A 21798-nucleotide genomic window follows, 5' to 3' on the forward strand; every position below is an offset into this window, starting at 1 on the left:
AACTAACAACTGACCATTATGAAAATTCGGCAATTTCTCAACTTTTTGACCATAGTTACTGGGGCAGTTGCGGTAACTCTTACTAGTCTATGGATTGGTAAACAGGCTTATTCTTGGCTTCCTCCCCAAGGGGCTGCTGAATCTCATCTAATTGATGATTTATTTAGCTTTTTGGTAACATTAGGATCTTTAATTTTTCTGGGAGTAACTGCTACTCTTTTCTATTCTATTTGTTTCCATCGGGCAAAAGCCAATGATTTAGGCGATGGACCTCACATTGAAGGTAACGTTACTTTAGAAGTGGTTTGGACAGCAATTCCAATTATGTTGGTATTGTGGATTGCAGGTTATAGTTACCAAGTTTACGAAGAAATGGGTATCCAAGGACCCTCCCACCAAATCCATCTACATAATCCGATGAAGATGGAAACCGCCTATGCTGTACCGGGTGAAGCTTCAGAAGCCGCAGCAGATGACGAAGTAGAACATATTGATGTTTTAGCTAAACAGTGGGCGTGGGTGTTTCATTACCCAGCAAGCAACGTTACCAGTACAGAATTGCATTTACCGGAAGGTAGCCGTATTCGTCTAAATCTGCATTCAGAAGACGTACTTCACGGCTTTTATGTCCCCGCTTTCCGCCTCAAACAAGACATTATTCCCGGTAATGACCTCGACTTTGAATTTACCCCCATTCGCCCCGGTGCGTATGACCTCACCGACTCCCAGTATAGCGGTACATACTTTGCCACCATGCGAGCCAAAGTCATCGTTGAATCACCCACTAAATATCAGCAGTGGTTAAGCAAAGCTGCCAGTCAAAAACCCAGCCCAGCCCCTAACCAAGCGGCTTCCGAATATGCCCTAAAAATCGAAAACGGCATTGATAGCGGTTGGAAAACCGTTGAACCCGCCGCACCTCCATTGGTTAATTTCCCTGGTTAACTCCCTAATTGTTAACTCCCTAATTTTTCTTTCCTACTAACAACTAACAAATGACTAATATTCCCATTCCTATTGCTGGTGAATCACATCACCAACATCCCCCCCAAACCTGGAAAACATATTTCAGCTTTAGTACCGACCATAAAGTTATCGGTATCCAATATCTTGTTACTTCCTTTATTTTCTTCCTCGTTGGTGGCATTTTCGCCATGATTTTGCGGGGAGAACTCATCACCCCCGAAGCCGACTTAATAGACCGCACAGTATACAACGGAATGTTCACCATGCACGGAACAGTCATGCTGTTTCTGTGGACATTTCCCTCCCTTGTCGGTTTAGCCAATTACATCGTTCCCATCATGATAGGGGCGCGAGACATGGCTTTCCCTCGCCTCAATGCCGCCGCCTTTTGGATGGTTCCAGTGGTCGGTATTTTGATGATAGCCAGCTTTTTTGTCCCTGGAGGTCCGGCCCAGTCTGGTTGGTGGGCATACCCCCCTGTCAGCACCCAGAACCCTACAGGCAACTTAATTACAGGTCAGGTTCTCTGGTTATTAGCGGTAGCTATTTCCGGGGTATCTTCCATTATGGGGGCAGTAAACTTTGTCACCACCATTGTCAAGATGCGAGCGCCTGGTATGGGATTCTTCAGAATGCCGTTAATGGTCTGGGCAGTATTTAGCGCCCAAATTATCCAATTATTTGGACTACCAGCTTTAACAGCAGGTGCGGTGATGTTACTGCTTGACATTACAGTGGGAACTGCCTTTTTTGACCCCAGCAAAGGTGGAAATCCGGTGATGTTCCAGCATTATTTCTGGTTCTATTCTCACCCAGCAGTTTATGTAATCATTCTGCCTATCTTCGGAGTTTTCTCAGAAATATTCCCAGTTTATTCTCGCAAACCTTTATTTGGTTACAAAGTCGTTGCGGTTTCTTCGATGTTAATTGCCGTAGTTAGCGGTATTGTTTGGGTTCACCACCTGTATGTGAGTGGTACACCTGCTTGGATGCGGTTATTCTTCATGGTGACAACCATGTTTGTATCTATTCCCACAGGGATTAAGGTATTTGCTTGGGTGGCAACTATTTGGGGTGGCAAAATTCGCTTAAATACACCCATGTTATTCGCCTTGGGTGGTTTGGTAATGTTTGTGTTTGCTGGGATTACAGGTATTATGCTTTCTTCTGTTCCAGTGGATGTTCACGTTAACAATACTTATTTTGTAGTTGGTCATTTCCATTATGTTCTCTATGGAACTGTAACTATGGGAATGTATGCAGCCATCTATCATTGGTTTCCCAAAATGACCGGCAGAATGTTCCACGAAGGTTGGGGAAAAATCCATTTTTGGTTAGCATTTATCGGCACAAATTTGAATTTCTTACCCATGCACCCATTAGGTTTGCAAGGGATGTTACGCCGCGCTGCTTCCTACGCACCTGAATTAATTGGTTGGAATATTGTCGCTAGTTTGGGTTCTTTCCTGTTAGGAATGTCTACTCTTCCTTTCATTTTCAATATGTTAATTTCTTGGATGGATGGAGAAAAAGCTCCTGCTAATCCTTGGCGAGCAATTGGTTTAGAATGGACTATTTCTTCTCCTCCACCTGTTGAGAATTTTGAAGAAATTCCTGTGATTACTTGTGAACCTTATGGTTATGGTAAGTCTGACGAATTAATTGCCTCTTCTGAACATGAGTAATTTGTCAATTTCTAGATCCCCGACTTCTTTTTGATTTTGTGAATAAGTTATGAATTTATAACAGAAGTCGGGGATCTTATTTCTCACTAATTTATTCAATTGGAAATGATCATGGATAGTTCTATTTCATCGGAAGATTTACAACCTCATCACGGTCATGAACACGAACATGATGAAGAAGGCAATAAAATGTTTGGTTTTATTGTGTTTCTGTTATCAGAAAGTGTGATTTTCTTGAGCTTTTTTGCTGGATATATTATCTATAAAACTACTGCGGTTAATTGGTTACCGGCTGGTGTTTCTGGTTTAGAAATAAAAGATCCTAGCATTAACACCGTAATTTTAGTTTCTAGTAGTTTTGTAATTTATTTTGCCGAAAAAGCCTTAGAAAGACATGATCTAAAAACCTATCGTTTGTTGTTGTTTTTAACAATGGCTATGGGTAGTTATTTCTTGTATGGTCAAGCGGTGGAATGGAGTAGTTTGGAGTTTGGTTTTACTTCTGGTACTTTCGGGGGAATGTTTTATCTATTAACTGGTTTTCACGGTTTGCACGTTTTTACGGGTATTCTGTTACAGTTAATTGTCTTGTTGCGATCTTTTATTCCTGGTAATTTTGATAATGGTCATTTTGGGATAAATGCCACTTCTTTGTTTTGGCACTTTGTTGACGTTATCTGGATTGTTTTGTTTCTGCTTATCTACGTTTGGCAGTAGGTATATTAGTAGCAACAAATCAATAAATTATGTAGGGGTTTAGCATTGCTAAACCCTTATTCATGTATTTGTATAATTATTGCAAAATTACCTATTTAGGAAAATAGCGATAAATTTCTTTTCGGTGTAAAACCCTTTCAAAAATTAATGTTTCACCATCGAAAATAATACCAAGACGATAATCACCTATGCGAATACGATAAGCATTATCATATCCCTGAAGCTTTTTGATATTTGTGATTTCTGCAAAACTTGATATTTCGATTATTTCTTCAAAAGCAAATTTCTTAATAGACTCATAGTAAGGTGTACTTTTGAGTGCTTTCAAATCTTTAATAAAACTTGGTAGATACTGGGTATTCACTCTTTTTCTAATTCCGCTAAAGCTTCATTTAAATTTAATGGTGTCTCATTTTCTACTTCTTTCATAGCTAGAATAAGTCCTTCATCTTCTATAGCTTCTATCAACCGTAAATAGTCTTGAAAATCAATGACTACTTTTCTGATATTACCTTCAATATCAGTAATCAATTCTTGAGCGAATGGATATTGATTAGTTTGCATTTTGTTTATATAGGATTAGTATTTTACTATTTACATTTAATATAGCATATTTTTATCAAGCTGAATTTGAGTCGTTCTTTCATTCCTGATAATTATGATAATGGTTACTTTGGTGTTAATTCAACTTTGTTATTGAAATACTTACTACGAGCTTATTTTTTGTGTCTACTGGCATAAATAACATTTAGAAAGACATATATAGTAAATTTACGTATATAAGTTTAAGTAATATTGAGGGAGTTTGGTAAAAATAAGTAAATTTACTTTTGTTAATTACTTATAAGTATCTATATTATATAAAAGGTTTTTAGCATTCACTCAACTAATTACTTTATCTTCACTACTCTTTTATGCCAGTGATTCTTCCTTTCATACTTCAGACAGTCCTACCTGTCCTCAGTACCATTTTTGCCCTTTTAGTTCCTGTACTATCTGCTGTTCTAAGTTTTACCATCACTCGTATCCCCAAAATTCCTTCCTATATTCGACTCATTCTCATTTTATATTCAGATATTGATTCATCTGCTAAAGAACGCAAAATAGTGAATGGTGGACTGCTAGTAATTAGTAGTATTTTGACTTTCATGGCTTATTCTCTTATACCTTTAACGGGTATACCTTTGATTGGTGCTATTACTACTCCCATTGCTGCTTCTCTGTCTATTGTAGTAGCTTTGTCACTTTTAGATATAATTTTTCAACTTAACAAAGGCTATTACATAAACAAGCTGCAAGAGAGAAATTTTGCAGGAATTAGCGACATAGAAACCGATATTAAGGACTTGAAAGCTATTTTTGGTAAGTCATGGCAAAAACTTACAGATACTATTAATAATGCCAGTCAGAAAATCTATGAAGAGGGAAATAAACAGGGAATAAACTTTAATGACAAATCTTTTCAAGGCTATGTCAATTATGAATTAGAAGGCTTGAAATTGTACTTCAATAATAAGTCAGTTACCTACTCTCTAGATACTACTGCTGATTTATTAAAGGACAATAATAGTGATGATTGGACAAAAGAGGCACTTTCTTTTGGGACTAGTGCAACTATAGGAACTGTGGCTGGTGTGGGAGTTTCAACTGCTGCTTCATCAGTATTTGTCCATGCTAGTTTATTGACAACTATACAAGGTCTTTTTGGAATGTCCACAGGTGGTATCGTTGTCGGTGCTTTGCAATATTCATTATTTACTGTTGCTGCTCCTGTTGGAGTAGGACTATTAGCAACTGTGGGAATTTATAGCGGTTTGATGAATTGGAAAAATAAAGATGAAGCCGCCAAAATGAGTAAGTTTATATCAGAAATTCTGATAGCAGCTTTACCAATGGCTTGGATTGATGGTAACTTAGCGGAAGAAGAAGAAGATGCTATAGATAGATTAATGACTACCTCTGGTATTAGGAAACAAGAGCGAGATTCAGTTAGGGAAGCTATAGATAAACGTCAAAAATTTGAAGATATTATCCAAAAAAGTATTCTTTTTGATGAAGAACATCGGGATAAAACTTGCCGTCTCAGCAATAACGAGCGATTGAAACATCGTCTCATGTTATCTGTTGCTTGGGAAATTGCTATTGCTGACGGAAAAATTGAGTTTTCGGAATTGAAACTTCACAATCGCATGGCAGATAAGTTAGGTGTTTCACGGGAAGAAGTCAAAGAAATTCGTCGGGTAATTAACCTCAAACATCACCAAGAAATTTTAGTAGCAGAGGAAATTATAGAACCAGAAATCGTAGAAGCAGAAATCATAGAAGCAAATGTTTCTAATCAAAAATTATTGATGCCTGTGCGAGAAGTATATCTTCTTAAAGCAGCAGAGAATCTTTAATAAATTGCCTCTCACCCTTATAGGATGAGGCTAAATCAGCATAAATTTAATTTCTCTGCTGTTATTTATAAGCATCTAAATTATATTGTGAATATCACGATGTGGTATTTCATCTGCTGTCAAAGTCACAACTTTACCATCTCGCAAAATACTAATAGATTCTCCTAACCTGCGAAGGCAATGGTTTCAATATTTTTCGGATCACTTCTGGAAAAGTTTTTAAGCGCATAATTTGATATTTTTTTAGTTATATTTTTTTAGCTTGTATCAAATCATGGCACTTTTCCTGAATCTTTTTTTAACATTCAACACTTCTGCAAACAGATAAGCCATTTCTAACTTAAGTTGACACCAATAAGCATTGCTAAACCCCTACGTAAATTTTAATTACTCTGCTGTAAATCTATTGATAGTTTTTAGGAATACCAACTTGTGATAAACCAGCAATTGCTTTCAAATTTTGACAACGAATTAATTCACTGAAATTTAAACCAGAACGCCCTTCTATTGTTCCTAATGCTTCAATAGCCGTTAACAAATGTTGGGCGGCTTCCGTTTCTGAATAACCCCGTCTTTGGGCGATTCTAATAGCGGCTGTATCAGCAGTTAATTCTGATTCCTGGGATTTATTCGTGCGCCAAATTCGTATAGCCGCTACAGCACTTAATCCCCCGGCTATTGCCACACCTACAATATCCACTTGGACTGCTTCGAGTATTCCGCCTACAAACCCCGCTAAGACTACACCTTGATAAATATCAGGTTGCAGCCATTTCACCCCTATTAACCAGCATACTCTTTGCAATAGGAGTAAATCTCGTTGGGGTTTCGTCAACCGTCTCCATAAATCAAAATTAATATATATTGGTCTTGCTTGGCTTAAAGGCAGGGGAAAAGCCGCATCTATTACCTGTTTTTGTTCTGGTTTACTGACGATTTTAGTCATCATTCGCCCAGAAGCGGGCATCATATCCAACAACCGACGAATTTCAATATTTGGTTCCATAACACCCATTGTTAGTCATAATTATGTATATTCAATGACTACTAAGATTGCACTCTATTACACTTTATATTTATATGGACGCTTTTGATCCTAATCCGCCAGAATGGACTAATCAAGCCGTACACGCCTATCAGTTTCATTGTCCCAAATGCCATGCTGGTAGTCGAGATGCTGTTAATGTATGGTTAAATAGGCGATCGCCTGTCAGTACCCCAGAACGTCGTCGGAAGTGGCAAGAATTCTACCATTGTCATTGCGGTTATGTCTGGTGGGCTTGGAGTAATGATAGACCACCGACGGATTTATCTAAGCAAAATCAAAATCAGGATTAACTGCTTTTTCCTCTCTCTCGTTCCCACCCAGAGACTAGTAGTCTGTCAAGAACTAATTGACGGATAGAGGCGCTTCAATTTAATCCGTGCATCTTGGGTAGTAAATTGCCAATCTACTTTGCATGAGAGTTCATTTCTGCGTTTTTCCCAAGCAGCAATTTCCTGTTTCAAAACTTCTTTTTCAGCAATACGCAGGTCAAGGCATTGTCGGTTCATAGGAACACAAATTTAATACCCTGCAATTCTGATTTAACCTAAAATGGTGCGTTATGATGTCGCTAACACACCCTACTGTTGATATTGCTGCTATGGCTTTTCTCCTGTTGGCTATTGAGTGAAAGTGAACTTTATCCTAAAATAACTAGTAGGAATTTGGTGAAGCGGTTTATTTTACTTGCCTCTTCTCTACTGAAAATGAATCAAAAGCAGTTAAAAGTAAGATAAGTCACCTGTGAGTAGCTCCTAAAAAAAAGCTAACAGCTTGATATTGGATGCTCAAAAAGGTAAGTTAGATGTTTTGAGTATCTTATAGCGTATGATGAAAACTATGAAAGCTGAACATATTGATTTTCCAGTGTTGCACTCGGAATTATTCTTGCGTCATCGTCTACAAGTGGTAGAGGAATTGTGGGAGTCGGTGCTGCGTCAAGAATGTGGTCAAGAAATGGTGGATCTTTTGCGTCAACTGCGGGACTTATGTTCTCCAGAGGGACAAGCCACTAATGACTTAGCTGCCTCGGCTGTAGAATTGATTGAACAATTGAATATCAATGAAGCGATTCGTGCGGCGCGTGCCTTTGCGTTGTATTTTCAGTTGATTAATATTATTGAGCAGGAATATGAGCAAAAGCAGCAATTAAACCGCTATGGTGGAGAAACTGATGAAGATGTTTTTCCTAGTATAATTTATTCTACTAACCAACGAGAGGAAGAATTGCCTGTTACGAAGGAAATAGGTAGTGATTTAATGACATCGGAAACTCCCCAGAAAGGGACTTTCGCGGCTTTATTTCCTCTTTTGTTTAAGTTGAATGTTCCACCTCAGCAAATTCAACGCCTGATTTCTCAACTAGATATCCGCTTAGTTTTCACTGCACACCCGACGGAAATTGTTCGTCATACTATTCGGGATAAACAGCGTCAGGTGGTTCATCTTTTACAAAAAATGGATGAAGCCCAAAGTCGCGCTGGTAGCTATCCTTGGGAAACTTTGGAAGTGAAAGAAAGATTACTGGAAGAAATTCGCTTGTGGTGGCGGACTGATGAGTTGCATCAGTTTAAACCGACGGTTTTGGATGAAGTAGATTATGCTCTTCACTACTTTCAAGAAGTGTTGTTTGATGGGATTACGCAACTATATAAACGCTTCAAATATTCTTTGGGAGAAACTTTTCCCTGGTTACAACCACCAACGACAAATTTTTGCTCTTTTGGTTCTTGGGTAGGTTCAGATAGAGATGGTAATCCTTCGGTGACACCGGAGGTAACGTGGAAAACCGCTTGTTATCAACGAAAAATGGTGTTAGAGCGGTATATTAAGTCAGTTAAAGAGTTAGTTTCTTTATTGAGTGTATCCATGCACTGGAGTGATGTTCTGCCAGATTTACTGGAGTCTCTGGAGTTAGATCAATCGCAGTTAAGTGATGTGTATGATGATTTGGCGTTGCGTTTCCGCCAAGAACCTTATCGCCTGAAGTTATCTTACATTCTCAAGCGGTTGGAAAATACCCGCGATCGCAATTTGGCTTTATATAATCGAGAAACGCCAAACAATGAAGATGCACCTATGTATCGTTCGGGTACGGAATTTTTAACGGAGTTGTTGTTAATTCAACGCAATTTGACGGAAACTGGTTTAAGTTGTCGAGAGTTGGAAAACCTGATTTGTCAAGTGGAGATATTTGATTTTAATCTGACTCAATTAGATATTCGTCAAGAATCATCCCGTCATGCTGACGCTATCAATGAGATTCTGGAATATTTGCAACTGTTACCCCAGTCCTACAACGAATTATCAGAAGAACAGAGAATCGCTTGGTTAACTTCAGAATTGCAAACTCGACGGCCATTGATTCCGGCTGAGTTACCATTTTCGGAAAAAACCAATGATGTGATTGAAACTTTCCGAATTTTGCGATCGCTACAACAAGAATTTGGCATTAAAATCTGTCAAACTTATATTATTAGTATGTGCCGTGAAGTTAGCGACGTACTAGAAGTTTTACTCCTCGCCAAAGAATCAAGTTTATTTGATCCTGTAGTTGCAGTGGGAACAATTCGCGTTGTCCCTCTATTTGAAACAGTAGAAGATTTACAACGTTCTAGAGGCGTAATGCGGGAACTGTTTGAATTGCCTTTATATCGGGCAATGTTGGCTGGAGGTTACGCCGCAATTAACACTTCGACTCCGCTCAGTGCAAAAGCTTCAACTTCACTCAGTGAAGAACAAGCACCTCCATCTATTTCTACTTTGAATCCTAACTTACAAGAAGTAATGTTAGGTTATTCTGATAGTAATAAAGATTCGGGTTTTTTAAGTAGTAATTGGGAAATTCATAAGGCTCAAAAATCACTTCAGAAAATAGCTGAAGGTTACGGTGTCAATTTGCGGATTTTTCACGGACGAGGCGGTTCTGTAGGGCGTGGTGGTGGCCCTGCTTATGAGGCGATTTTAGCCCAACCAGGTCATAGTATTAGTGGACGGATCAAAATTACTGAACAAGGGGAAGTATTAGCTTCCAAATATTCCTTGTTAGACTTGGCTTTGTATCACCTAGAAACCATCACTACAGCGGTAATTCAAGCCAGTTTATTGGGAACAGGGTTTGATGATATTGAACCTTGGAATGAGATTATGGAAGAGTTATCTCATGCGTCGCGTCAGCACTATCGTAACCTAATTTATGAGCAACCTGATTTTATTGACTTCTTTCACCAAGTCACCCCCATTGAAGAAATCAGCCAATTGCAAATTAGTTCTCGTCCAGCCCGTCGTCCATCTGGTAAAAAAGATTTAAGTAGTTTGCGAGCGATTCCTTGGGTATTTAGTTGGACACAAACCCGGTTTTTATTACCTTCTTGGTATGGAATTGGAACAGCTTTACAAGAATTTTTGGACGCAGAACCAGAACAACATTTGAAATTACTCCGCTATTTTTACCTCAAATGGCCATTCTTTAAAATGGTGATTTCTAAAGCTGAAATGACTTTAGCAAAAGTAGATATGGAAATGGCACGTCACTATGTTGATGAATTGTCTAACCCTGAAGACAAACCGCGATTTGAGAAAGTTTTTGAGCAAATTTCTAGCGAATTCTTTCTCACCAGAGATTTAGTTCTAAAAATTACCGGACATCAAAAACTATTAGATGGTGATCCAGTATTACAACGTTCTGTACAATTAAGAAATGGAACAATTGTGCCGTTAGGATTTATTCAAGTTTCTCTCCTTAAACGATTACGTCAATCGAAAACTGCCCCCACAACCGGAGTAATTCACTCTCGTTACAGTAAAGGAGAATTACTGCGAGGGGCATTATTAACCATTAACGGAATTGCTGCCGGCATGAGAAATACAGGTTGATCATGGGTAATGGGTAATGGGTAATGGGTAATGGGTAATGGGTAATGGGTGAAAATCCAATAAGATGTTTAATAAATAAATATCTCTCTGTTCCCTGTTCCCTGTTCCCTCTTCCCTAATTAATATGATCAAAAAACGCATTCTTATTTGTACATTTTTGGCACTTTCTTGCGGTTTTTTTAGTGGTTTAATAGCTGGAAAAATCACCGTCACGCTGCATAGCCAAAGGTGTCAAAACCAGTCTTGGGGATTTAAACAAATGTGTAGCGCTTTAGTGACTCCGGGTGCAAGTTGGCAAGGTAGCACTGCGGGATTGTGGACAGGGACAATTTTAGGAGCGTTTGTGGGTGGTTTGATTACTCGTAAATCTAGTGATTGGTAGTTGGAGATATGGGTTTTTTTACGCGAAAATTCTGAATTATCAAGAATTATGAAAAGTCCTAAGTTTACGTAAATTCCGGGGTGATAAAGGGGTGATAAAAGAGTATGATGTGATTCGTAAAAGTCAACTCATCAAGGATTTTTGAGGATGAAATCGCTAGGTAAAGTTTTTGCTGCTTTTCTATTGGCTATAACCATCGCCTTCGGTGGTTTTTCTGGCAATGCCCATGCTCAAGTGGGCGCTAACCTCAATGTTGCAATTGATGTTAATCAAACCGTAGATCAAGTTTTAAGGCTAGTCACCACAACACAGCAATTCCAAATGGTGATAATTAATAAAACTGGAAATACTCTTACCCGTGCGGGTGCTTACAATACTCTAGGAAATTGGGTTCTTGGTGATGTTCCTTCATTAAAGGCTCAATATAGAGATTGGACAGAGAGTGGTCCTGGGTATTTTACCTTTGCTTCTAACTATGCAGTTGGAAATACTGGAAAATTTTTCCAATTTGCAGCTTCATGGCCTCCCGTAGGAAGAAGAAAAATTAATCTCTGTAACATAAATAGCCCTGGCAACGGTCCTGCAGAAAAATGTTGGGACGGCCAGTCAAATGCTAATGACAAAAATGTGAGAAATGATCAATTCCTTGGTATAGCGTTGATGGGCAATAGAGATGGCAGAGTTCAGTGGATATATGAAGTGAGATAACTTGATCTAATTGACCTAAAAAGAGGTAGGTATGTTTTTTCCTGCCTCTTTTTTATTAGTTGCTGATTTTGAAAAATTTGTCATTTTGAGTTAACTAAGGATATCTAATTGATATGAAATCTCTAGCTAAAGTTTTTATTGCTTTGTTGTTGACTGTAACTATTGCCTTTGGTAGTTTTAATACTCGTGCCAACTCTTCACCTATAAGTTATATAGACCATAATCAAGTTAGTTCATCTGATCTACAACCGCAAATTCTTCCTAATCAAAGTATAGAAATACCAATGACCATAACCTATAAAAGGATCGTTGAAATAGCTAACAAGACTCAATGTATTCTTAAACCTATAGGTGCTTACAATAAGTCCTTAGAATGGCCTTTAGGTGATATTGATTCATTGCGATTAGTTGCTGAAAGATTTAATAGTGATAGTTTTTCTTTTGCATCTAATTATCAAATTGATTGTGGGATAGGTAAAGAAAAAAGAAATTTACAATTTTCAACTTCATTAGATACTCAAGGGAATAAAAAAATTAATATTGGAGTTATTAATCAAAATGGCAATCAGCCAGCAAAATTAACTTGGGATAAAATGATAGATTCTAGTGATAAATCTCTGCTTAATTCTCCTTTTGGGGTTAATGCTTTCATCAGACAGAAAGACCAGACATCAATCTGGCTATTTGAAGTTGTAGAAAAATAATAGCCTTTGTGTAGGGAGTGGTGCGATAGTGAAGCACTCCGCAGGAATCGCCTTTTATTTATAAGTGTTTCAGGAGGTTTCTGCACCGCTAGGTATTATTTGTGACAATAATGATATCGTTGAATATGGGTATTTTACGCTTCTGGTTCTACTCCTAAAGCACGTAATTGGGCAATTAGGCGATCGCTTTTTTCTTTTTCACTTTCAGCCCGTTGGTGTTCATTTTCAGCCCGTTGGCGTTCATATTCGGCTGTTTCATGACCATCAAGTAATAAATTACCATCTAAATCCCACCACCGCAGCCAAGGTAACTCCATATTTTGATATGTTCCTTGCCAAATACCTAATTCTACACCCATAGGTGTAATCGGATAATGACCTCGTTTATTGGGTAGCAATAAATGATATTGTCCTTCCATCAGATGATATATTTCCACCCTAGCTTTACTAACTTCATAAATGCCATAAAAAGCAGGTTTAATCACCTGTTCATAAATCCAAAATTTTCCCTGCCAAGGTGTTTTATCTCTTTCTTCCGTACCATTTCCTGATACAAATTCTAAAGCAATTAATGGGGCAATAAATTCTTGCCAAAGCACATAGGAACGTCGGACTTTACCATTTAATAATGGTGGAACATGAGGAACATAAAACCAATCGGGAGCTTCTGCACCTCGTTCTGGTGGTTCAGTTATTCGCCAATAAATACCGCTATCTTGTCCTATAGCATATTGTCCATCAGCGTGGAGTTTTTGTAATACTGGAATAATAGATTGAGTTAGTAAAATACTTTGAGGGTGTTCTTGGAAATTTTTCACAAATTTTCCATTAGATTCTGGTAGTTGAGTATGATCTGGAAGGCTGGTTTGTGTATAGGGAGGATCTGCGGTAAAGGTCATGATGTCCTCGTATTTTAGAAGGTTTCCAACTTCTGAGATTAAGTAAGGATGAGACAATAAACAAATTATAACAATAATAGAACCTACACAACTGTCACACCAAAAATCTGTCGTAGGTGAGCTAGACTGCATAAATCCTACAAATAAACAGATTGTTGATATTTAACGCGGCTGGTGAGATTGCCAAACCACACCCGACCAATGTGCCAGTTGCGTAAGTCCTGAATAATTTTAAAGATATTTGAATTTACCTGAATTTACCTGAATTATCAACGATAAAAGTCCTGAATTTACCTGAATTCTTGAATTACCAAAATAGGTATCATCTGAGGGTGTGGGACAAACCACTTCACGGAAAAAACTTCAGAAACAGATACCATTCCGGGTAATTTATGAGAAAGTTAACTTCCTTTTTGGCTGCTATCCTTAGCTTTGTTGTCTGTCTAGGTGGAGTAAGTCCTGCTTTAGCTCAACAAGCTCCTCAGCCCGCATCTCGTGGAATAACCACCCTTTACATCACTCCAGAACAACAGGCAGAAGGGGTGAACGTATATGGGAATATATTGAAATATGATGTAGCTATACCTAATCCTGACCTAAGTGCGATGTTGCCTGAAAATTTAAGCGATTTTCCAGCAGCTTATCAACAAGTCCTCGCACAGGGTCGGCAGAAAAACGGAATTAATGGCTCATTTACTGAAGGTTGGTTTGATTTCCAAGGTGCAACTGCTGTAACTCCTGGAACTAACACACTTTTCACTATTAATGCTCCTGGTGATAGCAGAATATACACTGTGGTAGCTGGAAAGCCTTCCAGTCAATGTCCTCTCAACATTGAAGAAACTGCAATTGCTTTCTTTGATAATGAAAAAGCGGCAGCATCAAAGGCTAATGACTTGGATGCAAACGGGTACTTGGTCTACGTTTCCCCCGTAGATAATTTGACCATCAAAGCATTTTCACAACTTTTCTATGACCAAGCTACTGGCAAGAAAAAAACCAACTCAGCTTGTTTCTTAGTTTCAGGTGCTACTGAAAAGGTTACAACTGATTTCCGTCAAATCTTCCCTTTACTTCCACCTGCATTACAACAACCAGCAAGACAACAAGCATTTCAATTCTTCCCTAGAGTTGGAAAATTCATCTATCTTGTCAATGCTAGAAAGACTCTGAATGAGAACACTGTTATCCGTAATGTTGATTTTCTTGTAAATGTGATTTCTGGTTCGTTGAAAGGTAAACAATTTAAAGGGTCTTTTACCTATAATCCCTCATTGCTTAAAGGTAAGGGACAGGAAACAATCAACGTTCTGAGCGCAGAATTTAACTACTTGAGTAAATACACTGAAACACCTAGCATTTCATTCACTGATGGAAATTTTGAGAGACTGATTTGGGTTTCTGGTAAATCTACTGAGCGATTTGGCTTTAATGCTGGCTTTCGGCGAGAACAATTTGGCCGACCTGAAGAAGCTTTTATCCGAAACGGTAAAGACTATTTTGCTTATCTCAATGCAGCCACTTTTGTTGACGGTGCTGGAACAATAACATATACGACCAAATAAACTGTCTGAAAAGTGCGATCTCCGAGATTGTAGGGTGCGTTAATGAAGTGTGACGCACCATCCCTATAACTAAAAACGGTGGGTTATACTCAACACGGCTTAATTACTTGATTCTCCGGGTAGGGGTTTAGCAGTGCTAAACCCCTACAAATCTGGGGTTTTCGTGATTTTACAAAAGTCCATGTCTCAACCGTTTTTAGTATAGCAACAGCTTAACCCACCCTACGCAATAAGAGCGATCGCTTTTTTGTTGAGAGCAGGGTGATCATCCGCACACTTTGATTGAAAATACAGTTGCTTTTTGACAAAATATCAGAGGTATAAATTAAGATTCACAAGAAAAGATTAATAGCAAGATCGAAAGTATAGTTACAGACCTCTTAATTCTGATTAATGATTTAGAAATAAAGCGTGAAGAGGCTAAACAATTAGCTGATATGGTTTCCAATCGCACTGGTTTAGGAGAATTAATCACTGTTTGAAATGCTGTGATCAGTTTTGGTTGCTGTTGCAACTTCAACCAGTGTTCGCGTAAATAATGACGATAAATACCTGCATCCGTAGAGGCTTCTGCTAACAACTTGTGTAGGGTCATATCTGGATAATTTTTGAGATGAGAAAATGCCAATTTCAACAAATAAGGATGACCACCTACTAATTGTATTAAGGGGTCTACTAAAAATGAATCTTCTATTAATCCATATTGTTGGGCAAATTTCTGAACTTCTTCTTTAGTTAATTCTGGTAATTCTATAGGTAATCCTATATTAAAAGGCGATTGATTAGTATTTGCGTGCATATAAACGTCCGTAGAATAGGCGATCGCTAACCGGAGTTTTTTCCAGTGGGAACGGTTTCTAGCTTTCTCATACCAAGAACACAACAATCTAAAAAACTCTTCATAAAGTTCAGGATAAGGAAAAAGCACATCTACATCATCTATATATAAAACTAAAGGACTATCATTTGCTGCTAATAAATATGTTTCTAAATAAGTTGTACAACTTATTTTAGCACCTATACCTTCTTCATCCCAATATTCATCTAAGCGATTGGGTAGGTTGAGTTCTCGACTGAGATTCAGACAAAACCAGCGCAGAAATTTATTCAAGTTTCTGAAATGAATTTTCTTATCTGCCATCTCCAAACTTAAACTAACTATTCGATAGTCCTCCTTGGATACCTTCAGTAATACCCGCTCCATTAAAGAAGTTTTACCCATTAATTTAGGTGCTTTTAACCAAATTAAAGAAGCAGGTTGTAAGAGACTGTCATAACAAATAAATTCGAGATAATATCGATCTATATATGGTTTTGTATTTGGTAAGTTGTGTTTAACTTGGCTTAGTAAGTAATATCCATCTGTAAATTGCTTGTCCCAACATTGTTTTTCCCAATATCGTTTTAGGGCTTCTTTAAAATTACTTTTTTTGACTTTCTCTCCTATAGCTTCTGTCAATAATTTCCAAAGTTTAGGCGCAATATCTTGACTAATATAACTGGTTGTGTAATTGTGTTTACTCGCTATTTGACTATATTCTTGTCGTTCCCAAGCTCCTTTAAGGACAATTATTTCCACATCAGTTAATGATCTATAAAAATTTTTCAAAACAGCTTGGTTAGCAATTTCAATTGCCTGATATAATTTTAAGTCCATAAACAAAAAAAGTGAAAGAGTGTATTTATTTCATGTTAAGTAGATTGACGTTAAAATTATCTTTATGACAAGGGAAGAGATTTTGATCATTTTTACTTTTTGTTAGATACTTTGCTTTTTGTGATTTTCTATTTATATGATTAATTCACACCCCTTTGAAATGCTTGGTTGCTGATTACTTCACTTTCAAGAGTATCATGTAGATGTAAAATACTCTAACATTTTTGAAAATACGTTGCTATGTCTACTGAAACTACAAACGGTGCTGATAATATTGACCAAGCGATCGCTCAGGGAATTGACTTTGTTTAACGTAGATGAATGCAGATAATAATTAAACAAATAATGACTTCATGCGTGAAACAGCGGCATTTGTCTTTCTCTATCAGCCGCATAGCTAAAAAAAATCCCCCACCTTGCGGCAGAGGATTTTTTAATCACCTAAAACTAGTAGTTAGGATCAACCAAACTTACCAGCAGTAGAAGCAATGAGGAACGCTGCGTAGGTAACGATGTAGCCAACAGTGAAGTGAGCTAAACCAACCACACGAGCTTGAACAATGGAGAGAGCAACGGGCTTGTCCTTCCAGCGAACCAAGTTAGCTAAAGGAGTACGTTCGTGCGCCCAAACCAAGGTTTCAATTAACTCTTGCCAGTAACCTCTCCAAGAGATGAGGAACATGAAACCAGTAGCCCAGATTAGGTGTCCAAAGAGGAACATCCAAGCCCAAACAGACAGGTTGTTCATGCCGTAGGGGTTGTAACCGTTAATCAACTGAGCAGAGTTAGCCCAGAGGTAGTCACGGAACCAGCCCATCAGGTAGGTAGAGTTTTCGTTGAACTGAGCAACGTTACCTTGCCAAATACCGAGGTGTTTCCAGTGCCAGTAGAATGTTACCCAACCGATGGTGTTTAACATCCAGAACATGGACAGGTAGAAAGAGTCCCATGCGGAGATATCGCAAGTACCGCCACGGCCTGGACCGTCGCAGGGGAACGCATAACCGAAGTCCTTTTTATCGGGCATCAGTTTAGAACCACGAGCATCCAAAGCACCCTTAACAAGTACCAAGGTGGTGGTGTGGATAGCCAAAGCGAAAGCGTGGTGAACCAAGAAATCGCCAGGTCCAATTGTCAAGAACAAGGAATTTGTTCCAGAGTTGATGGCATCTAACCAGCCAGACAACCAAACGTTACCAGCATTGGGGTAAGCGGTGTAAGCAATACTGTCGGGGTTAGACAACAGTACATTCAAGCCATACAAAGCTTTACCTTGAGCAGCTTGGATGAATTGAGCAAATACTGGCTCAATCAAAATTTGTTTTTCAGGAGTACCGAACGCAACAACTACGTCGTTGTGAACATATAAACCTAATGTGTGGAAACCTAAGAAGAGAGACACCCAGCTAAGGTGGGAGATGATCGCTTCTTTGTGTTGTAACATCCGGTCAAGGACGTTACCTTTGTTTTGTTCGGGGTCGTAGTCACGAACCCAGAAGATTGCTGCGTGAGCAAAAGCACCAACCATCAAGAAACCAGCGATGTACTGGTGGTGGGTGTACAGTGCTGCCTGTGTGGTGTAGTCCTTAGCGATAAACGCATAAGGAGGCAGAGCGTACATATGCTGCGCTACCAAGGAACAGATAGTTCCCAAAGATGCCAAAGCTAATGACAACTGGAAGTGCAGGGAGTTGTTGATGGTGTCGTAAAGACCTTGGTGGGGCAGGTTGAACTGACCTTCGCTCTTGCTACCGGGAACTAAACCGGATTTGGAGTTCAGCATTTCTTTGATGCTGTGACCAATTCCGAAGTTAGTGCGGTACATATGACCAGCGATGATAAACAAAACTGCGATCGCCAAGTGGTGGTGAGCCATGTCAGTCAACCACAAGGATTCTGTTTGGGGGTGGAAACCGCCCAAGAAGGTGAGAATCGCAGTCCCCGCACCGGTGGAAGTACCAAATAAATGGCCAGCGGTGTCAGGGTTTTGAGCGTAAACGCCCCAGTTACCTGTAAAGAAAGGAGTTAAACCTTCTGGATGGGGAGCTACACTTAAGAAGTTATCCCAACCCACGTGAATACCACGAGATTCAGGAATAGCAACGTGAACCAAGTGACCAGTCCAAGCTAAGGAGCTAACACCGAACAAACCAGCTAGGTGGTGATTCAAACGGGGTTCAGCGCTCTTGAACCAAGAAAGGCTAGGACGGAACTTGGGTTGTAAATGTAACCAACCAGCAAACAATAACAATGCTGACAACAGAAGCAAACCAACGGAACCAGTGTATAGTTCGCTGTTTGTCCGCATCCCAATTGTGTACCACCAGTGATAAACACCGGAGTAAGCAATGTTTACGGGATTGCTTGCACCAGCTTGAGTGAAAGCTTCAACTGCGGCTTCACCGAAGTGAGGGTCCCAAATTGCATGGGCAATGGGACGGACGTGCAGGGGATCTTTAATCCACTGTTCAAAGTTACCTTGCCAGGCCACGTGGAACAGGAGGCTGGATGCCCACAGGAAGATGATTGCCAAGTGGCCGAAGTGAGTAGCGAAAATCTTTTGGTAAAGACCTTCCTCTGTAATGCCATCGTGACTTTCAAAGTCGTTGCCTGTAGCGATCGCATACCAAATCCGACGAGTAGTCGGGTCCTGTGCGAGATCCTGGCTAAATTTTGGAAATTTTGTTGCCATAGGTGTGATCTGTCCTCTGACCTTTAGCCATTATTTGTCAGCAAAATTTTAGATTCTAGATTTTGGATTTTGGATTAAATCTAAAATCTTAGAATCCAAAACCCAAAATTCTACTGATTTTTATCCTACTGAAAGGATGTGTGCGTGGAAGAATGCCCAAGTGGTGGCAATTCCTCCTAATAGGTAGTGAGCCACACCTACAGCCCGACCTTGAGTGATGCTCAGTGCGCGAGGCTGAATTGTTGGGGCTACTTTCAGTTTATTGTGCGCCCATACAATGGACTCAATTAATTCTTGCCAGTAGCCACGACCACTGAACAGGAACATTAAGCTGAACGCCCAAACGAAGTGAGCGCCTAAGAACATGAGTCCGTAAGCGGACAATTCAGTTCCGTAGGAATTAATTACTTGTGTAGCTTGCGCCCACAAGAAGTCACGTAACCAACCGTTGATGGTGATAGCACTTTCTGCAAAGTTGCCGCCAGTAATGTGATTTACTGTTCCATCTGCATCTACTGTTCCCCAGACATCAGATTGCATCTTCCAGCTAAAGTGGAAAATTACAATTGATAAGGAGTTATACATCCAGAAGAGTCCGAGGAAGATGTGATCCCAACCAGAAACTTGGCAAGTACCGCCACGACCTGGACCATCGCAAGGGAATCGGAAGCCTAAGTTAGCTTTGTCTGGAATCAGACGAGAACTACGGGCGTACAATACACCTTTAAGCAAGATGAGAACAGTAACGTGAATGGTAAAAGCGTGGATGTGATGAACCATGAAGTCCGCTGTACCCAATGTAATGGGCATCATAGCGATCTTATCGCCGATAGCAACAATTCCACCACCAAAAGCATGACTAACTACTTGAAGAGCGTTAGGTGCTGTGTTGCCGGGAGCTAATGTGTGCAGGTTTTGCACCCATTGAGCAAACACTGGCTGTAATTGAATTGCTGAGTCGGAGAACATATCTTGGGGACGACCCAAGGCACGCATGGTGTCATTGTGGATGTACAAACCAAAGCTGTGGAAGCCTAAGAAAATACAAACCCAGTTGAGGTGAGAAATGATAGCGTCACGGTGACGAATCACGCGATCTAAAACGTTGTTTTGGTTAACAACAGGATCATAATCGCGCACCATGAAGATGGCTGCGTGAGCCGCACCACCAACAATCAAGAAACCACCGATCCAAATATGGTGAGTGAAGATACACAATTGTGTTGCGTAATCAGTTGCCAAGTAAGGATAGGGAGGCATCGCGTACATATGATGCGCGATGATGATTGTCAATGAACCCAAGAAAGCTAGGTTAGTAGCTAATTGAGCGTGCCAAGAAGTGGTGAGGTTTTCGTAAAGACCTTTGTGACCTTCGCCAGTGAAAGGACCTTTATGAGCTTCTAGAATATCTTTAATGCTATGACCGATACCCCAGTTGGTACGGTACATATGACCAGCAATGATGAACAATACAGCGATCGCTAGGTGGTGATGAGAAATATCAGTCATCCACAAGCCGCCTGTAACTGGGTTTAAACCACCCTTAAAGGTGAGGATATCAGCATAAGCTCCCCAATTTAAGGTGAAGAAAGGTGTTAAACCACTAGCGAAACCAGGATAAAGTGCTGCCATTTTTGCTGTATCAAACAGCAACTCATGAGGCAGAGGGATGTCCTTAGCTGCTACACCTGCATCTAACAGTTTGTTGATTGGTGCAGAAACGTGGATTAAGTGACCAGCCCATCCCAAAGAACCACAGCCTAGCAATACTGATAAGTGATGATTCAGCATTGACTCCACATTCTGGAACCATTCCAGTTTAGGAGCGCGTTTGTGGTAGTGGAACCAGCCAGCAAATAAGAACAAGCCTGCTAATACCAAGCCGCCAATTGCAGTTACATATAGCTGGAAGGAGCTAGTGATACCCCAGCCACGCCATACTTGGAACAAGCCAGAGGTGATTTGAATACCGCGGAAACCGCCGCCCATATCACCGTTTAAAATGTCTTGACCAACAATAGACCAAACTGTCTGAGCGCTGGGCTTGACTCCTAATGGATCAGCCAGCCAAGCTTCGTAGTTAGAGAACTTAGCGCCGTGGAACAACATCCCGCTCAACCAGATTGCTACTACAGCCAAATGGCCGAAGTGAGCGGCGAATATCTTGCGGGAAATGTCTTCTAAATCACTTGTATGTGTATCAAAATCATGGGCGAGGGCATGGAGGTTCCAAATCCAGGTTGTGGTTTTTGGACCTCTGGATAAGGATCTGTCGAAATGTCCTGGCTTTGCCCATTTTTCAAATGAGGTAGGAACCGGGTCATTGTCAACGATCACTCTTGCTTTTTTTTCCTCTCGCTCCGGAGGACTAATCGTCATTCGACCTCCTCTCTATAAGGAATGGGGAATCATGAATACCACCTAGAATATCACAGTCGCCGTTTTCAGATTGCTCTGGACTAGCGATGCGGTTGCCGTGTGGAAAAGAAAAGTTGTTTCTGTT

17 protein-coding genes and 1 pseudogene are annotated in these 21798 nt (G+C 39.8%); 10 read left to right on the forward strand and 8 right to left on the reverse strand.

Going from position 1 to position 21798, the window contains the following annotated elements; genetic code table 11:
- The first annotated feature begins 18 nt into the window (after nucleotides 1-18).
- The 3 genes from FJR05_RS17245 to FJR05_RS17255 all read left to right on the forward strand — a co-directional run bounded on the left by FJR05_RS17245 (nucleotide 19) and on the right by FJR05_RS17255 (nucleotide 3368).
- A complete protein-coding gene (locus FJR05_RS17245) occupies nucleotides 19-945 on the forward strand; it encodes a cytochrome c oxidase subunit II (protein WP_168645248.1) in 927 nt (308 codons plus the stop codon).
- Nucleotides 946-995: 50 nt separating this feature from the next.
- A complete protein-coding gene (ctaD, locus tag FJR05_RS17250; protein WP_168645249.1) occupies nucleotides 996-2651 on the forward strand; it encodes a cytochrome c oxidase subunit I in 1656 nt (551 codons plus the stop codon).
- Between the two features lie 111 nt (nucleotides 2652-2762).
- Nucleotides 2763-3368 (forward strand): heme-copper oxidase subunit III, encoded by a 606-nt coding sequence (locus tag FJR05_RS17255; protein ID WP_168645250.1) that lies wholly within the window; start codon nucleotides 2763-2765, stop codon nucleotides 3366-3368.
- Between the two features lie 91 nt (nucleotides 3369-3459).
- Here the strand turns inward: FJR05_RS17255 and FJR05_RS17260 are convergent, their stop codons facing one another.
- Together FJR05_RS17260 and FJR05_RS17265 are read right to left on the reverse strand one after the other, a co-directional pair.
- Nucleotides 3460-3732 carry a type II toxin-antitoxin system RelE/ParE family toxin gene (locus FJR05_RS17260; protein ID WP_168645251.1) on the reverse strand — a complete coding sequence of 91 codons (273 nt, stop codon included), beginning with the start codon at nucleotides 3730-3732 and terminating at the stop codon, nucleotides 3460-3462.
- Entirely contained in the window at nucleotides 3729-3932 is a 204-nt protein-coding gene (locus FJR05_RS17265) for a hypothetical protein (RefSeq protein ID WP_168645252.1), read from the reverse strand. Before FJR05_RS17265 ends, FJR05_RS17260 begins: the two co-directional genes overlap by 4 nt.
- A gap of 350 nt (nucleotides 3933-4282) precedes the next feature.
- Between FJR05_RS17265 and FJR05_RS17270 the strand changes: the two genes are divergently transcribed.
- Complete coding sequence (locus tag FJR05_RS17270; protein ID WP_168645253.1) at nucleotides 4283-5767, forward strand: TerB family tellurite resistance protein; 1485 nt, start codon at nucleotides 4283-4285, stop codon at nucleotides 5765-5767.
- 403 nt (nucleotides 5768-6170) lie between these two features.
- On the opposite strand, the gene FJR05_RS17275 is transcribed toward FJR05_RS17270, so the two are convergent.
- Nucleotides 6171-6773, reverse strand: a complete 603-nt coding sequence (locus tag FJR05_RS17275; protein WP_168645254.1) for a DUF3318 domain-containing protein — start codon at nucleotides 6771-6773, stop codon at nucleotides 6171-6173.
- Between the two features lie 74 nt (nucleotides 6774-6847).
- Here FJR05_RS17275 and FJR05_RS17280 point away from each other — a divergent pair, with 74 nt between their 5' ends.
- Nucleotides 6848-7105, forward strand: coding sequence for a hypothetical protein (locus FJR05_RS17280; RefSeq protein ID WP_096662662.1), 258 nt, complete (start codon nucleotides 6848-6850; stop codon nucleotides 7103-7105).
- A gap of 45 nt (nucleotides 7106-7150) precedes the next feature.
- Here the strand turns inward: FJR05_RS17280 and FJR05_RS17285 are convergent.
- A pseudogene (locus FJR05_RS17285) lies at nucleotides 7151-7321 on the reverse strand (IS630 family transposase); the annotation flags it as partial.
- Between the two features lie 322 nt (nucleotides 7322-7643).
- On the opposite strand from FJR05_RS17285, the gene FJR05_RS17290 reads away from it, so the two are divergent.
- From FJR05_RS17290 to FJR05_RS17305, 4 genes are all read left to right on the forward strand, one after another.
- Nucleotides 7644-10688, forward strand: a complete 3045-nt coding sequence (locus FJR05_RS17290) for a phosphoenolpyruvate carboxylase (protein ID WP_168645269.1) — start codon at nucleotides 7644-7646, stop codon at nucleotides 10686-10688.
- A 124-nt stretch (nucleotides 10689-10812) separates the two neighbouring features.
- The gene (locus FJR05_RS17295) at nucleotides 10813-11070 is read left to right on the forward strand and encodes a hypothetical protein (RefSeq protein ID WP_168645256.1); all 258 of its coding nucleotides are present in this window, start codon (nucleotides 10813-10815) and stop codon (nucleotides 11068-11070) included.
- A 147-nt stretch (nucleotides 11071-11217) separates the two neighbouring features.
- The gene (locus FJR05_RS17300) at nucleotides 11218-11778 is read left to right on the forward strand and encodes a hypothetical protein (protein ID WP_168645257.1); all 561 of its coding nucleotides are present in this window, start codon (nucleotides 11218-11220) and stop codon (nucleotides 11776-11778) included.
- Nucleotides 11779-11891: 113 nt separating this feature from the next.
- Nucleotides 11892-12482, forward strand: coding sequence for a hypothetical protein (locus FJR05_RS17305; RefSeq protein ID WP_168645258.1), 591 nt, complete (start codon nucleotides 11892-11894; stop codon nucleotides 12480-12482).
- 134 nt (nucleotides 12483-12616) lie between these two features.
- On the opposite strand, the gene FJR05_RS17310 is transcribed toward FJR05_RS17305, so the two are convergent.
- Nucleotides 12617-13381 carry a Uma2 family endonuclease gene (locus FJR05_RS17310; RefSeq protein ID WP_168645259.1) on the reverse strand — a complete coding sequence of 255 codons (765 nt, stop codon included), beginning with the start codon at nucleotides 13379-13381 and terminating at the stop codon, nucleotides 12617-12619.
- A 392-nt stretch (nucleotides 13382-13773) separates the two neighbouring features.
- Between FJR05_RS17310 and FJR05_RS17315 the strand changes: the two genes are divergently transcribed.
- Entirely contained in the window at nucleotides 13774-14946 is a 1173-nt protein-coding gene (locus tag FJR05_RS17315; RefSeq protein ID WP_254446972.1) for a hypothetical protein, read from the forward strand.
- Nucleotides 14947-15271: 325 nt separating this feature from the next.
- Here the strand turns inward: FJR05_RS17315 and FJR05_RS17320 are convergent, their stop codons facing one another.
- The 3 genes from FJR05_RS17320 to psaA form a co-directional block, all read right to left on the reverse strand.
- Nucleotides 15272-16603 carry an AAA-like domain-containing protein gene (locus tag FJR05_RS17320; RefSeq protein ID WP_254446973.1) on the reverse strand — a complete coding sequence of 444 codons (1332 nt, stop codon included), beginning with the start codon at nucleotides 16601-16603 and terminating at the stop codon, nucleotides 15272-15274.
- A 460-nt stretch (nucleotides 16604-17063) separates the two neighbouring features.
- Nucleotides 17064-19295 (reverse strand): photosystem I core protein PsaB, encoded by a 2232-nt coding sequence (gene psaB, locus FJR05_RS17325; RefSeq protein ID WP_168645260.1) that lies wholly within the window; start codon nucleotides 19293-19295, stop codon nucleotides 17064-17066.
- Nucleotides 19296-19415: 120 nt separating this feature from the next.
- Nucleotides 19416-21674 (reverse strand): photosystem I core protein PsaA, encoded by a 2259-nt coding sequence (gene psaA / locus FJR05_RS17330; protein ID WP_168645261.1) that lies wholly within the window; start codon nucleotides 21672-21674, stop codon nucleotides 19416-19418.
- Nucleotides 21675-21798 lie beyond the last annotated feature (124 nt).

The organism is Dolichospermum sp. UHCC 0259 (genome assembly GCF_009711935.1).
Classification (GTDB): Bacteria; Cyanobacteriota; Cyanobacteriia; order Cyanobacteriales; family Nostocaceae; genus Dolichospermum.